This is a genomic window from Sulfidibacter corallicola, assembly GCF_017498545.1.
Classification (GTDB): domain Bacteria; phylum Acidobacteriota; class Holophagae; order Acanthopleuribacterales; family Acanthopleuribacteraceae; genus Sulfidibacter; species Sulfidibacter corallicola.
Genome location: NZ_CP071793.1, coordinates 10,561,055 through 10,577,647, shown reverse-complemented (window position 1 = coordinate 10,577,647; position 16,593 = coordinate 10,561,055). Strand labels below are relative to the sequence as shown.

The following is a 16,593-nucleotide window of genomic DNA, read 5'->3' as shown; positions in this document are numbered from 1 at the left end:
AAAATGCAGATTGTCCACTCCGTGAATGGCTGCAAGTTGACGTTTCCGTTTCTTGGAGTGGGACATATTTATGCGATTCCAACTAATCGGAAGGCCTGGGCCAGACTGTACTGGCTTTGTTTCGTCACGAGTTCCGCCTTCCCCTCGTGGCCACCATTCCGTGTAGTCCGGATTGGTGGAGAAACGACATATCTCAACCATCGCACGACAGTCGTGAACCTAAAAGAAGGTTGAGCAGCCGAGCAACCCCAACTCGCGCGAGACCCGCCGACGGCGGGGCAATCCTCTTGTGCGCACAGCCATTTGGTGGAGATGGAAATGAGCCTGTCCCGATATTTCTGGATTTCGACGATACTGATCGCAAGTGCGGTGCTGCCGCGCGCGATGGCCCAAACGGCCGGTGCCACGGCGCCCGAGGTGACCCAATTCGAGCCGGTGGACATCACCGACCTGGTCAACCTCGCCACCGGCGATTTCACCTACGCCTTGCCGGTGATGACCATTCCCGGCGCACCCGGCGGCGGCTACCCGCTTTCGCTCAATTACGTCGCGGGGATCAAGCACGGCCAGGAAGCCAGTTGGGTCGGGCTGGGGTGGAACCTGTCGCCGGGTTCGGTGGCGCGAGCGGTGCGTGCCCATCCCGATGACTTTCGCGGTGCCACGGTTTTCTCGAAAGAAACCTTGCCCTCGGTGCATGGATACCACGTTGGTTTGGGGTATGCCGGTTGGAGTGCTTCCGTTCGTTGGGACAACCATGGTGGCCTGGGAGGCAGCGTGGGATTGAGCTATGCGAATGCCAATTCCAATTTCAATTATTACCGGAGCGCCGACAATCAGTCCTCCACCTCGGTGGGGATCAGCACTTCCGTCAGCAGCCAAATCACCGCTGGTGCCCATTACGGGAGCCAAGGGTTTTCGGCAACCGCATCCGTATCAGCCGGGAACGCGGCCAGCCTGTCGCTGAGCTCGGCGGGCAATGTCGGATTCTCGTTTGCCGGAGGCAGTCACTCCCTCTCCAAATCACCGGCATACTCACCGTTTGTGACCCGCACTGGCGAAGCCAACGTCAACATCCTGTTTGTATCCCTCGGTTTCTCCAAGTCCTACAGTTATCGCAAACAATACTCCGACGCGTATGGTTATCTTCACCTCCCACGACAGGATCACCCGTTTCGTGACGAGATTCCCGAGTCCCCTGCGGCATATCCCGACGTGGCTGGCGGCAGTAATGTCACCGGTCTCGATCGACTTGATGCGGCAGGTGTCGCTTCCCTGCAGGCGGAGGTCGACGCGCTCGATGTGGATCGAACCTATTACCGCAATTACCACCATCGTGCCGTGCTGCTGGATGGCTATTTTCAGGATTTCAACAACGCTTATGCGGGTAGTGCCGACCAGTATCAATTCGATGCATTCGACACCAATTATGCCAACGCAAATTTCGACATTTACAATGTGGCCGCCCAGGGCATCAGTGGCGTCGCCAAGCCCGTTCTTTCAAAACGCGGTCTGTTGGTCCCACAGGACCAAACCTCACAGGTATCGGTCGATGGCTCCGACTGGCGTTTTTTCCCGTACCGCAACTTGGTGATGCTGCTCAATGGCGAACCTGATCCCGATGACCCCCAACCCACCGAGCCGCGCCGTTTTCCGGTGGATATCACCAGGTACTTTCAAGACATCCAATGGCGCTCCGAATTGGCCGACAATATGGTGTTCCTGTCCGATCCCGGCTTGAGCGAGGATTACCGCCCTTTTTCACCTGCAGACGAGAGCCCACTCGCGTATCGCCGCCATCAGTACTCCCAGCGCATTCGCTACGTGCTCGACCATTGGGGCAAAATCGGCCGGATCGAGGTTACCAATCCCAACGGGGTGAAGTACATCTTCGGTGTCATGGCCAATGAGCGAGGCCATGTCACGGCCGGCGCACGCCCCCACAATTACGGCGAACAGTCTCACTTCCGTGTGACTTCCGAACCTGGTGCGGCCGATCCCGATTCCATCAAATCCACCTATGTCGCCGAACCCTATGCCTATGCCTGGTATCTGGCGGCCGTCGTGTCGCCGGACTACTACGATGCGGCGCCCTGCGGTCACATCGGCCCTGAAGATTACGGCGATTACGTCACCTTTCATTACCAACTGGCCAACCCATCGATGCAGTGGATGATGCCCCTTTCCGGCGGTGGCGTGGATGGTGACGGCGAGCCCGATTTCCTGTTCCTCGGCAAGAGCATTTATGAAGACAAGTACCATTACGAGCGCCGGCGCGGTGTGAAGGAACTGTATTTTCCCACCTATGCGCGTACCCGAACTCACTTCGCCGCCTTCGATTTCGGTTTCGATCGCGAGGATCACTTGACGGCGGAAGTGCCGCAAGGCAGTTATCTGCCGCCTGAAACGCGCTGGGACCCCGCCAACGTCGATCGCAATCAGATCGTCTTTTTTCCGGGGTTACACTATCAACCGGCCGCCGATCCCATGTACGACCGACCCCAAAACGCCCCCACCGACATTCATCAGGATTTGCTGGACCTCTACGCCCAGGAGAACCTCAGCGCGGGTGACGGCGACATCCAACGTCATTTCCTGCTGTTGATGCCACGAGGCACGGCGCGTCGCCTCGACCTGGATATGGGTCAGTCGATCCAAGCCGTGTTCCGAGGCTCTTTTGCCCAAGTGAATCCCACTCAATCCCTGGATCAATTCGAAGCACCGTTCGAGTATCTGGGCACCTGGCGAGAAGGGGATCACGACCTGTTTCATGTCGAGGCACCTTTGAGCGATGCCTGGCTAACCCGCATTTTCGACGGCAGCATCTTCAGTTCCATTCATGTGGATCTCAATCGAGCGAACGAGGGGAATCCACCCGATTACCTGCTGGGTCCCAATGGCTCGGTATATCTGAAAAGTATTCGTCTTTTCGATCTGGAGGACGTGCCCGCCATCCTCCAAGGGAATCGGGGTGCATTGACCACGATCACCTACGATATCAACCACCTGCTGAAGTATCCTGTGGATCAGAATCCGGAAGAAGACGCTTGGGGCGATGACTACCAGAGCAAGGTCGAGTTTCAATACGACTATCTCGACTATCCCCATATGCCCAACTCCGAGAATGGGCGCCGCCTCTTTCTGACCAAGGTTTCGTTCAAACATCCCAGTGACGTTCTCGCCGGTCATCCTTACGAGTTCGAATACTATGCGGATTCGACCTCTTACAGCAATGAGGGCTATGGTCCTTCGGTATTTAAATACTATCACCGAGATCCGTGGGGTTATCCCAACCTGGGCAGCACGGCGGAGCGCAGTTTCGTAGCCAAGTCATTGTTGTCTGACGGAATCAATCCGATTCAGGCCAGCTACAGTCTCAAGAGTGTCTTGACCCCGGTAGGCACCAGGCTTTCCATTACTTACGATCGAGACCGGTATACCTACGTTCAGGATCGGGTGGCACTGGTGAGAGAAGACGGCGAGGGAGAGGACAAAGCCTTTGGTCTCAGTGGACGTCCTGGTGAAAACGGGGAAGAGGTTTCACTTTTCAAAATCGATCATCCCGAGCCCATGTACCACCTGGTACGCGATGACCAAGGAGATGTACTGCCATTCCTGACTCTGGTCGACGATGTGTATCAAGCCGTTTCCCTGAATTGGAACACCTCGACCGAGGTGAACGGGCAAACGCAAACGGACGCATATTGGCAGGAGCAGGTGGTCGTCCAAGCACGAGCCTGTTTCGGTACGATTCCAACCCAAAACTGCGATGAAACCAACACGCCGTGGTGGTGTGGTATCTGCGATGACGGGAATTCTGCTACATCGAAGGTGCGTTTCATCCTGCCAACCCAACAGGACGATCCCACCAAACTCGATAAAACCCATCCGGCCACGCTCGAGTTCGTGCGTTGGCTCTGGTACATGTCCCAAGAGGACGCGGTGGTGGATCGCTTTTCGTTTCACGGTATTCCCAAGAAAAGCGGATCTCAGCCGGCACTGCCCGATCCCGAATACGTGGGCGAGTTTGCCGGGGGACTGCGGGTTGCGGAACTCGTCTCGCAACCCGAAAGTTATCCCGGTGCCACGAGTGTTCCCAATCCCGTCCAGCCGCCGCCGGAATTGGTGCAACGGGTGCGATACAGCTACACGGATCCCGAAACGGGCATGGACAGCGGCGCCATTTTCCTCGATCCACCTTTGAACAACTCCGGTAGCGGAGGCGACCGCCGCGTCCTGCGCAGCGAAGCCCATCCCTATGCCAATATGCCGGGTTCGGAAGTGACCTATGGCTGGGTTCGCGTTCAGACGGTGTCGGAAGGATTGGATACCGGTCACACCCAGTTCCAGTTCCACACGGCCCGCGATGCCGTGATCCACAAGCCGTTCAAGGATGTGATCCCCTCGGAAACGGTCACCGCCTCACCGATGGTCGAGGAAACGGTAAACACACTGGACAGCCTGGTCGAGTTGAGCGCGAGCGACGTTCCTTTGGTGAAATGGAAGTTGAAGCGGGAAAACAACGCGGATCAGCCGGAATGGGAAGTGGATTACCTCAACAACGAGTATCCGGCCAAGTTCTCATTGGAGTATCAGTCGGTGCAGCGCGTCCTGAACAATACCTCCCTGATCGGTACGATCAAAAAAGAAGAGGTTTGGGACAGCCGACAACGGAAAATCAGGGAAGCGATGCATACCTATCAGCCTTCCTACACCCCTGGTTCGGACCAAAGTTATCTCTTGAAGCACCTCTCGATGTCTCCGGATACCGGGACCTTGACCGAGGGAACCATTCCCGGCACCGAAGATGCCACGTACCCGAACGGACGCCCCTTCACCCGTCATTGGTATCAGGGTGTTTCCTTCGAACGCAACATGATGATCGCCGTGGCGCCTTCCGATCTGGATGGTATCGGTAATGAAGAAGGAAACGGACGTGAGTACCGCGTCGGGTTCCGCATGCAGGACGAAATTTTCAACACCTTCCGGCGAGTGAAGACGACCACTCGAAGCTTTAGCCCGCTTCACGATCGCACGATCGAAGAGGTCTCCCACCAGGAAGTGCTCGCCTTCGATGCGGGCACCGGTGGCATCGCCCTTTCGCAAACTCAAACCATGGATGGCGATGGGAGCATTGAATATCGCTACGATCTTCAGGTTCCGGCCTATCGCATCTTCACCGAACCCTTTGGGAATCCACCGGGAAGCCAATGTCAGGTCGACGGCCAGGAATGGCGACTCAGCATGCTGGATCAGAACATGCGAGCCCAACCCGGACTCGCAGTGGCGGCCCTGAGAACCATGCCCCTCACGCAGCCGAATCTGGAAAACGGGCTCTTGGGAGCTTTGACCGCCGATGGTACCCACATCCTCGGTGCCAGATTGGATCACTGGAGTCAGAAGCGCCTGGCGGGCCGAGACACCGCCTGGGCTCAGGATGCATCCTTTGCCTTCGTCCACCCGGATGCGGCCAAGACCGGCAACGGCTGGTTGCAATTGAAGGTGCCCAGTATCGGCGGAAACCTGCTGAACCTGAGTTGGGACACCGGCTCGGGTCGCTGGGAAGCGCCTGGCCAGAACCTTCAGTACAACCATCAGGGCAACGTCGTCGAGTACCGCGATCGCCAGGACCGTTTCAGCGCGGCCGTCTACGATCAAGAGGGGATTCGCCTGAAGGCCAGTTTCTCCAACGCGCAGTTGGGCCAAGTCTACTATCAGGGGTTCGAGGACCTGGATGCCGGTGCGGATCCGACGGTGTATGCCAACACCGCCTTTCCCACCATCCCTGCCAACGCCGCCACCTATCTCCACCAGTTCCGCCACGCCTACGTGGGGACCCAAGCCAAGTCGGGCTCGTTCACGATTCCCGCTGCGTTTGGCAACGCCTATTTCCCCACCGTGCGCGATCCGCGTGCGGAATATTGGGTCAGCTTTTACGTGAAACCCAATGGGCCTGGCACGCAAATCACCCTGCCGGGTATCAACTTGGGTGTCCAGCCGAGGCGACCTCAATCCTCCAGTGACGATCCCGTTTGGATTCGCGCCGTGGACAACGGGTGGTATCTGGTGCGGCACCGGACCAGCACACTCCTGAATTATGAAATCACCGTTCAAAGCGATAGCAGCTCGCCAAACGGCAGTGACACCGCCTACTTCGACGAGATCACGGTCTACCCGGCCGCCGACGCTGCCGGTGAGAAATCCGATGCCCAGGTGTCGATCATTGGCTACGACCCCCACCGACACCAAGTCATTTCGATCACCGATGCCCGCGGGCGCACCGCGCGCTTCGAGTACAACCGTAAGGGCGAGCTGTTCCGCACCTACGACCCGGACGGCATCCTGAAATCCGAGCATTACCGCGTCGAGTACGGCGAGCTCCCCACCCCATAACCGCCGCTGGCTTCCATGCCCTGCCCATCGCGAGGTGTGTCCCGAACCCGCCCGCGATTGGGCCTCCGACTGTCTGAAACCCCACGACCTGCTTGTACAAGGGATGATGTGATGAAGTGTAACACCATATTTCGGAATGTTTTGACTCTGTTGATCGGGTGGGCCCTCTGCGGCCCCCTGATGGCCGTGGACGTCAATGTGGTTCAGGTATCGACCGGCACGGTGGAAGTCGATCCCACGACGGCCGGCAATGCCGCCTTTACCGTCGACATGGGGGTTCACGGTGTCTTCCCCAGCGGCATCCTGGCCCGCTTCGAGGACATCGACCGGCCTGGCACCTATTGGGACGGTGAGGCCTGGACCAGCGATGCCGGCTTTCACACGCTTCAAACCAATACGCATCCCTTCTGGGTCGACAGCAGCCGCAGTCTGTTCAACTCACCGGCCGGCGGCAATGTCCGGGTGGCTTTCCAGATCCAGCAGCCCCTATTCACCCCGACCTTCTGGCAGGGCGCCCGCGAACAGCGGGTCCGGATCACACTGGGCATTCCTTCCACACCCAACTACTTTGCCGCGCCCTTCGAGTTGACCTTCAAAGAGGTTCGGCCAGGACCGCGACTGTTCGATACCGGGCCCAGCCTGCAGGTCGATCGATCCGACAGCGAGCCGCTGACCCTGAAGCTCTCCTTCTTCATGGAGAAACTCAATCCCGAGGATTGGCAGGTCGCCGACCTTTCCTGGGCCTGGCGGCTTGCCGGATCCAATACCTATTGGGACGGCAGTCAGTGGGTGGCCTCGGAGGTCTTTCACAGCCTGGACGACACCCAAACCCGAGCCGGCTTCTTCGACAACACCGTCGTCGACAAGCAGGTCGGCACCCTGATTGCCTACTTCCAGCCCGACGCCTTCACCGACGCTTTCTGGCAGGGGCAGAACCCCACCATCGAGCTGGTGCCGCGCTACCTGGACAAGACCGAATACCTGATCGGCGACCCGATCGACTTGCCGGTCGTGCTGAAGCCCTCCCAGGCGCCGGCCGCGCTTTCCTTCTTCCCCGAGAACTGGGCCACCTCGCGGCCCACCATCTGGTGGGAGGCCGTCGAAGGCGCCGAAAGCTACCGCCTGGGCATCATGCGCCACGAGGATCGCGTCTTTCTCGATCTCGATTGGGAAAACGTAGTTATTACACAGGCTGCCGCCCAGGTCCCGGAGGCCCTCGAGCTGGGCAAGCGCTACCGGCTCTACGTCTACTCCGTCAACCGGGCCGGGAAATCCACCCACGTCCGCACCCGCGAGCTGGCCTACCTGCCGCCCGAGGCCGATCCGCCCACGACCGCCGTGGCCGTGACCCCCGCGGGCGACCTGATCGAGGCGCGACCCACGTTCACCTGGTCGCCGGTCAAGAACGCCAAGGTCTTTTTCGTCGGGCTGCGGGACAGTCGCGGCCACTGGCTGGATCCCGATTGGCGTCAGAACCCGCTGGAACTGGCGTCCTACCAAGCGGATCGCGAGCTGGAACTCGGCGAACCCTACGAGATCGTGATGATGACCGGCAACTTCCTGGTGCGGTCGCCGGAAGTGGTGGTGGGCACGGTGCGCCGCACCGGCGATGTGTCCAAACTCCAGGTCAACTCGATCGTGGTGGAAGAAGCCCAGGCCAGGGGTGAGGGCATCATTGGATCGGCCATTGCTTTTGTGGGGCTAACCACCACTTTTTCCACTGGATTCCCCGGTACCGAACTGGATCGCGATCATCTCAAATTTTTTCTGAAAAACGATCGTGGCGAGTATTGGAACGGTGCGCAATGGAGACTTCCCCGGTCGGCAACGGATGTCACCTGGCTGGACCTCACCCAACAGCAACAATCCGGCATCTTCACCACGCTTGATTACACCTTCGAAAGCGCCACCGACACCCATCGCATCACGCTGGGTTGGGACCCGCTTCAGGATGATTATCTGTGCAATGCCTGTTTTCCGTTCTGGCAGGATCCGATTACGACGCTGGATGTGGGACTGAAATACGACTTGGTGGCCGGTGCGGAACATGCCGCCGAGGTCGAGATCAAGAAAGGCTGGCCGGTCACTGAACGGGAGTTCGCGTCGTCGTCGGCCTCCGAGGTCGAAGTAGCCGACACCTTCCGAACCATTGATTTGGCCTTCGATTTCGACATTTTCTCGGTCACGCCCGACCGCCTGTGGTGGCTGTGGCGCGATGAACGAACCGGTGAGTTCTGGAATGGTCAGCAATGGCTGCCGGCAACGGATATCCCGCCCTGGCTGCAGGTTGCCGGAGTCCCTGGCGACGAAGATCTGCTTCATTGGCCGGGGTTGGGGGCGACCCTTCAGGCCAGCGAATCCACCAAACGCTTGGAGGCCTCCTACGCGCTGGGTCAGCAATCCCAGTTGTTTTTCAATGGGAACCTGACGCGCGACGTACGCATCTTTTTCCGCTATCAATATTCCGGTGGTCCTTCGGAGATTTTCCACATACCCGGAACGCTCGGCAATGGGGTGGGCCCGATTCGTTTCACCAACCAACTCGGGTCCTTTTCGGCCAGCGTGAATTTGAGTTATTGGGGCATCATCGCACCGGATCCGGCTGTGCCGTATCTGGTGCAAGCACCGCAAACGTTGGTTCCTACGGAAGCCCAGGTCAGTGGTCACTTGGCGGAAGGCCCTGATTTTGGGGCGGAGAACGCGCTGTACGTGGCGTTGGCGCTCTTTCGAGAGGACCAGCAGAACGAGATGGTTCGGTTACGAACCAGTCAGGCGATCCGTCTCTCGGAAATCACCACCGAACGCGTCCACCACCTCGTTGAAAGCCTGTTTCTCTACCAAGGTGCGTCCCTCATTCTAGATGAAGACGACGGGGACCGACCGTATTACCTTGCCGCCTTTGTCACGCTCGATGGTGGGTTCGGGGGTTTGAGCGGACCGGACTTGGAGCCGGCGAGTTTGCCCCAGGAGTGGTCGTTATCCCTGAACATCAATGGCGTCACCCGAAAAGCCCTGGGCAGAGAGAGCCGGGAATCGGTGGTGGCTCAGGGGATTCCGTTCATCTATCGAAGTGGGAGTTTGTTGGAACTCGCTTCCCAAGACCCTCTCGCCATCAAAGTTTCGGAAGACTACCAGCGTGAACTCAAGATGGTCGACGATTTAGGTGGGCGTGCCGCGGCCAACCATGACGACGAACTCACGATCACGTGGGAAGATAGTGGAGAAGCCAGGTATGATGTGACCTGGAAGGTCGTGGAACTTGACGCGGAAGATCACCCAACGGGTGCGGTGATTCAGAGTGGGAGTGAGGCGACGCCCCTAAAACTAGAAGGTGTGTACCAGCCGGGCACCAACTACCGCTTGATCCTCTCTGCCAAAGACCGCTATGGCGTGCCGTTCGAGTACATTCAGGATTTCGGTTCGATTCGAAATATTCGGGAGCCTGTGTTCAAGTTCAACTTTGGCGATGGAGGGGGCCACAATGGCCATCACCGAGCGACTCTAGGTACCACCCCCGAGACATTTACCTCCTGCCTCTCCAAAGTCCGAACTTCTAGTGGGTGGCTTTTGCAAGTCCTTGGTGCCGATCATCAATCTAATGCGGCCGACCTGTCTGAGATCTTTCCCGGCACGAAAATCACCTACAACTATTCTTTTTATCGAAAAACCCAAGGATCCACGAACGGGGTTCACCTAGTTGAGGAGGCTGGGACGGCCGTCACCAATAAGTTCGGGCTTCCCGCACGACCCCCGAACCAATTGGACGTGGATGCCAGCCCTCAGGTGTGCATTACGGGAACGCATAATGCCGGACTTATCCCGCCCTACCCGATTGCTGTCGAATTTGAGGCCATTCAGGACGAGTGGTCCGGATATAGATGGAATGCCTACACCGAAACGGAAACCTACCAAACAAGAGTTGAATTCGAAACCGATCGATTGGAAATGCCGCATGGCGGTGAAGACGCGGATTTTTGTACTCCCAATACCTGCGGTGCATATGGTTCCGACCCGGATATCTCACGGCGCATCTCGATTCACTACGATGATCGGGAACAGTTCCTTTGGTCCTATGTCCAGCAGCCCGACTTGGCGCTGCGTGATTTATTGATCCCGTTCACTGTAGACAACGTGCCCGATAGCGAGTACCACGCCTATTCGGACTGTGATTGGAATCTGCATTTTTATATTCGGCATAAGGACGCACCGAACGGTTGCGGGCTCTCCAACACCGATGAGATCGATGACCGCGAGTGCTTCCAGTTCTCCATGCCGTTGCACGCCTTTTTGGAAACCCAGGGTACGGTGCGGGATTGTGGCCCCGGCATTCACGACCTTCGTGAGGATCACCGTTACCTGCTGAACTTGGCGTCCATGCAGGAGATGGCGGACTTCGAGGCGGCCCTGGTGGCCAAGTTCGGTCCTGAATTCTATGATGTGGCAGAGGAGTACCGGTTCCATCTGTACATCACTCGCCCGAATGCAGAAGAAGCGTTGGCACACAGCTCGACCGTCGCGGACCAACAACAGGGCATACCCCTCTGGTTTCAGCTCCACGATACCAGCCCTGCGACCCTGTCCGGTCTCGATTATGTGAACCATTCACCCCAAGTGGCCACGATACAGGACGGCCATTCGGGTTCTTTAGAGATCGAGCAAAACTTGCTTGCCACCGTTGCGAATCAAGATCCGCACGACCCACTCTCCAACCTGGCTGTAGACCTGACTGCGTTCCAGTGGGCTTGGGTGTCCGGAACGCGTTATTGGAGCGGTAGCCAGTGGCTGGAAGGCGTCTCAAATCCTGAAAAATGGAAAACCGTGGGAACTGGCGAGTTGCCCTTTCAGTTCGCGGGAGCCACTCTGACCCGCGAATCGAATGAGATCCTCCTCCATGTTCGGGCCGAAATCCCCTACAGCTTCTTCGGCCCCGAGTTCTGGGATGGCGCCGGCAGTCGCACGGTCCAACTTGAGGTTCGCTACCACCTGAACGAGACGATCAACGCGACCTCGACGCCGCCCCAAATCACGTTTGAACACTTCGAGACCCTTTCCGATGCGATCGTTTCGCCCAAAGGCCTGAACAGCGGCCTCGATCTGTCTGCCAGTGCCGAGCTCTCCGACCCACTGGATGTGCTTCGGAATGTCGGCGATGGCGCGCTGAGAGACGCTCTGAACCGGTCCTATGCGCCCGAACCATTTGTTTTGGCATCGCAGGACATCACCGGCAGCGCCACCCATACCTGGGTGCTCTCGGCGGGGACCATCGATCCCGGTCAACTCACCCAAATCCCCACCGGTCCCTTGCCGAACGAGGACTGGTACGCCTGGTTGGAAGTGCCCTTCGACCCGCAAACCGACGTGGCGGGGATCCAGGCGTTCCTGGTGCCCTATCCCGACCACCTCGATTCCGTCCAACCTTGGGGGAACTACGCCCTACGCGAAGCGGTCGTGCTGGGTACCCAGGCGAACTGGACCCGAGCCGACAATGTCTTTTACCGCTACGTCCCGTCGTCAACCGATCCACAGAAGCAGCAATTCCAAGTGTGTGTTTTTGTGCCTGCGTCCCGCATTCGCCGCAACCCGATCCCCCGTCTGGCCAAGACGCCACTGCCGCAAAGTGCGATCTACGGCAAGACCGACTGGGCGGCTGAGGCCGATCCCTATCACAACCGCATCATCTCGGTGAACTATCCCGATCCGGACGACCCGAATCACAAGATCTACCAGGTCTCGTTTTCCGATCTCAAGGGGTACGGTCAGGAAACGCGCGCCATGGGCAGCTATGCGCCCGTAGCGCAGAAGCATCAATACCTGGTGAGCGGGTTCGCCACCTACGATGCTTTGGGCCGCCAGGTCGCGGCGGGTAAGGGATTCTACGGCACCGCACCATCCGGAGCCGAGTGGTCGAGCCTGATGGGGGCCGGTTCCCGTGATGAATCGGCCACGGCGGGTGAGGCCTTCTGGAAGACGAGCCGCAACCACATCGAGCCCGACCAGAACCCGTTCACCAACACCTTCTACGAGGACGATCCGGCGCGAGGCCGGGTCATGGCGGAACTGCCCTTCGGCGAAAAAGCCAGAGACAGCGACGATCCGTTGCGCTACTTCCGCTACCACTACTTCTCCATTGTGGTGGGTGACCCCGGGTTGGTCGTGGATCTGCCAGGAATGATGTCGCATTTGGTGCCGGTAGAAGACGGTGGTGTGCTTAAGCCTGGCCTTCACGGCACCTTGGCCATCGATCCCGATGGCGCGGTCAGCGTCACGCTCACCGGTGCCGATGCCGACCGGCCACTTCTGACGATCGCCAATCCCAGCCTCGAGTGGATGCGGGCCTGGCACTTGGACGTGGTCACTGGCGAGGCGCCGGACCTGAGTATGGGCAACAGCGCCTTCACCAACCACAAGGTCTACCTGCCGACAGGCTACGAAGGTCGCCTCAACGGCTCGACCACCAATCTGGTCAGCTACAACCAGTTCGACCGCTTCGGCCGGCTCGTCGCGGTGTATCCACCCCGAGCGTTCCTTGCTCCTGGACCCAATGGGCCCTGGACCCTGAGTTTAAAAGATGACGAAGTCACGGTGGACGCGGATGGCATTCCCTCCGGTTTGGTCACCCGCCACGTCCACGACGCCTACGACCGCGTGGTCGAAACCCACGAGCCCGAATTCGGCATGTCCGAGTTCGTCTACGATCGCCACGGCCGCCTGCGGTTTAGCCGCAACGCGAAAGAACGTCCGGCAGCGGGCGGCATCGGCTTCTGGTTTGAAACCGTCTACGACGACCAGGACCGCGTGATCGCCTCGCGCCAGGTCCGATTCACAAATCCAAACGGGTCCGGGTACGTCGAATATGGCCGCACGACCCTACAACAAAAAGTCGATGCAAACTCATCCGATCTCAACCAGTTGGAGGTTACGGAGAACACCGCGGTGATGACGCGTTTCGACCGTTACGATCTCGGCTTCCCGGGAGGACAGGGCGCAGGGCGACTCAGCCCTTGGACCGACACCGAGCTCTTCCCAGCGCGTGTTGACGAGAAGCCCCACTTCTGGCCGACGCTCACCGAACTTGAGCAACAGAACCCCACGGGCGATTCCGATTTCCAGTTCGGCGACCCCATCGGCCAGACCGTCGAGATCGTCGGCCCCAACTCGGCCGAGCGCTTCTTCTACGACCACAAGGGCCGCGTCGTGTGCCGGGTCTACCTGATCCGCGGCGTGCTGGAACCGCAGATCTTCTGGGTCGAGCACGACAACCGCGACCGGGTCGTCCGTTCCATCAACCGGACCCACCACTTGGCGTTGGGCTACACCTACGACGCGTTCGACCGCCTGGTGACGACCAGCGACCTGGCCCCGCTGTCCGAGCGCATGACCGTGCACGTCGGTTTCCGCAAACATGCCGGCGAACACGGCGGCGAGGGGCAGACCACTTTTGCCGCCCTCGGTTCGCTGATCGACGAAGAGAGCACGCTGTCCTACGGCAGCTCGGTGCGCAAGGTGGGCGGCTTCACGCACACGCCGACGGGCCATGTCAGCCAGGTGGCGTTGGGGCAGGACAGTGGTGCCTGGCTGACGACGGACTACCGCTTCGACGTCCGCGACTGGCTGCTGGACCACGAAACCAAGCTCGGAGGCCAACAGGCGTTCAGCGCCCACCTCGACTACTTCGGCGACAACGGCGACATGTTCGACGCGGGCGATACGTCCCCGTTTCGCTACGACGGCACCATCACCCGATTGCGGGAGATCTACCACCTGGGCCAGGCAGGCGGTGCCTCTCCCGATCAGGCCACATTCGATCTCGTGCATCGGTATCGTTACGACGCGGCCAACCAACTCACGGAAGCCCGTTCGAGCTGGGATCAAGAGCTTCAGTTGACCTACAGCTACGACCGCAACGGGAACCGGACCCAGGAAACCCGGACCCGAGCGTTTCGGGACGGGGAAACCGGGACCTATGACGCGTCGCTCGATCACGAAATCGCGCAGGGCACGAACATGCTGGCATATGTTGACAGGGATGAATTGCTGGGCGGAAGCAATCCAGCAGAGCATGCGCATCTGTACTTCGACTACGACGCCTTGGGAAATATCATCCTTCAAAAAGAAAACCAAGTGGGCGAGTCGGTGACGCGAAACTTGGCATACGGCGATCCGCGCTTTCCCGTGTTGCCCACCGAAATCGACCAGGTGGGCACCTTGTCCGAATCCGAACGGTATCCCACTGTCAGGGCAACGTTTGCCTATGATCACAGCGGAACCCGTGTCCGGCGGAGCAAGTTCGAAGAAGGCCAGAACACGGTATCGGAGACAACCTATTTCGTCCCGGCAGGCACGGAGAACCACGCCGAACTGGACGACTTCGGCCGCATCAAGCGGGCCTACCTACTCAACGGCGGCGACCGGATCGGCTACAAATCCAAGCGCCACGCGGGCTTGTACGTCAAAGACCACCTGGGCAGCACACGCATGGTGGTGGCCATGTACCGCAACCGCGCGGGTGAATCCCGATCGGAGCCGCCGACCCCAGCCCGTCTGGCGGGCGACGTCGTGGCGGCCTTCTCCTTCAACGGCGACCTGACGAACGAGGGCACGAGCGGCGATAGCTGGACGGTGGACGGCAGTGTACCGACGTTCACTTCGCGTCGCGGAGACCGCGCCCTATGGCTCAATGGCGGGCAGGATATCGACGTGAGTTACCACGGCGACATGGACGGCCTGGGCAACGCCTGGACGATCAGCCTGTGGCTCTACGACGAGGACGAGGACGACGGCATCGACGACGGCGGAACCCTGGTCTACGCAGGTGCGACGGGCGACACCCGCCTGGCCCCGTTCCTGTTCTACATCGACGACAACAAAACCCCGACGGTAAGCCTGGGCAACGGCATCGATCGCCAGTGGATCACGGTGGGCAACCGCATCTCCTACCGGCGCTGGACCCACCTGGCCGTAACCTACGACGGCCAGCAAGTCACGGCCTACCAAGACGGCATCCAGGTGGGCGACGCAAAGGCTGTGACGATCGGCGCCCTGTACCCGGCGGCAGGTCTGACGATGGGCTACCTCCCGCTGTACCTCTACCGCTGGCACGGTGGCCTGGACGAGGTGCAGGTCTTGAAGCGGGCCGCCACTGCCGAAGAAATTCAATCGGCCTACCTACCCGGCTTGGGTGAGGGAGCCGAGTCCGCACCGGACTACGCCCGCGGGGGAGAGGTGGACCTGTCGCACCTGATCGTGATGGCCCAAAGCGACACGGACCCCTTCGGCATCACGTTACGGGAAGCGATGAACACGGCGGTGTCGGGCAACGAGAAAGAACCCCACCTATTCACTGGCCAGGAAAAAGAACCGGATTTCGGCATGTACTACATGGGCGGCCGCTGGCACCTCCCCGAAGTGGGGCGGTTCCTCCAGGTCGATCCCGCGGATCAGTACTGGAACCCCTACAGCTACGTCGGCAACGACCCCGTGAACATGGTCGATCCAAGTGGTATGATTGGGGAATCAATCTTTAGCAGCTACACCGCCTCATTGGCCGTAGCAGATGCAAAAATGGACAGTTTTGCTCAGCAAATCTTTCCTTTCGACAGGGAGGTGAACTTAGAATACACAGTATTAGGCTTAATGAGTGAAGGTACAACCGTACCTGCAAGTATTGTAGGTATGAGTGAGGAATGGGAATGGGATTTTGTAAGCAATAAGAACTATTGGCGATTTGATTTTCTATTTGATAGTAAAGTTTTGCTTTCTCGGAGAGCGGTTAATATTGAAGGATTGTATGATTTTAACAAGGAGGCGACTTTTGTTTTGGATTTTATGTTGCTCCGAAGGGCGAGATACGCGCTTAACCCTTTTGTTTTAAATGTAGTAAAGGGTGGGGCCAGGAGGAGGGCTGTAGATAAAATTGACGAATTGGTCGCAGCTTCCAAGCCCTCCCAAAAGGATTTATTACTAGGCCCAGCTCTAACACGGAAGCAACGGTTGGAAAATATAGCGTTAGAGAAGGGGTTTCGTAAAACAAATTATCGTTCACACGGTCAAGCCGTGTATACAGATGGCAAAAGGTATCTCACTATTGATGTTGACTCTCATAATGGCGGCGCTTTTAAAATGGGTGATTCTATTAAGAGCTTGAAGTCGAAGACGACAAGAAGTGGTACATATAATGAGAAACTTGAAAGAATTGGAGAATGA

At 58.6% G+C, this 16,593-nt stretch carries 2 protein-coding genes; both read left to right on the top strand.

What is annotated here, in order from left to right:
• The first annotated feature begins 318 nt into the window (after positions 1–318).
• Positions 319–6,390, top strand: coding sequence for an RHS repeat domain-containing protein (locus J3U87_RS31645; protein WP_237379806.1), 6,072 nt, complete (start codon positions 319–321; stop codon positions 6,388–6,390).
• Positions 6,391–6,531: 141 nt separating this feature from the next.
• Complete coding sequence (locus tag J3U87_RS31640; protein ID WP_237379805.1) at positions 6,532–16,593, top strand: toxin C-terminal domain-containing protein; 10,062 nt, start codon at positions 6,532–6,534, stop codon at positions 16,591–16,593.

Bases quoted from the DNA above. Each gene is read 5' to 3' on its own strand.
- J3U87_RS31645 (WP_237379806.1), top strand. From the start codon at position 319: ATGAGCCTGTCCCGATATTTCTGGATTTCGACGATACTGATCGCAAGT.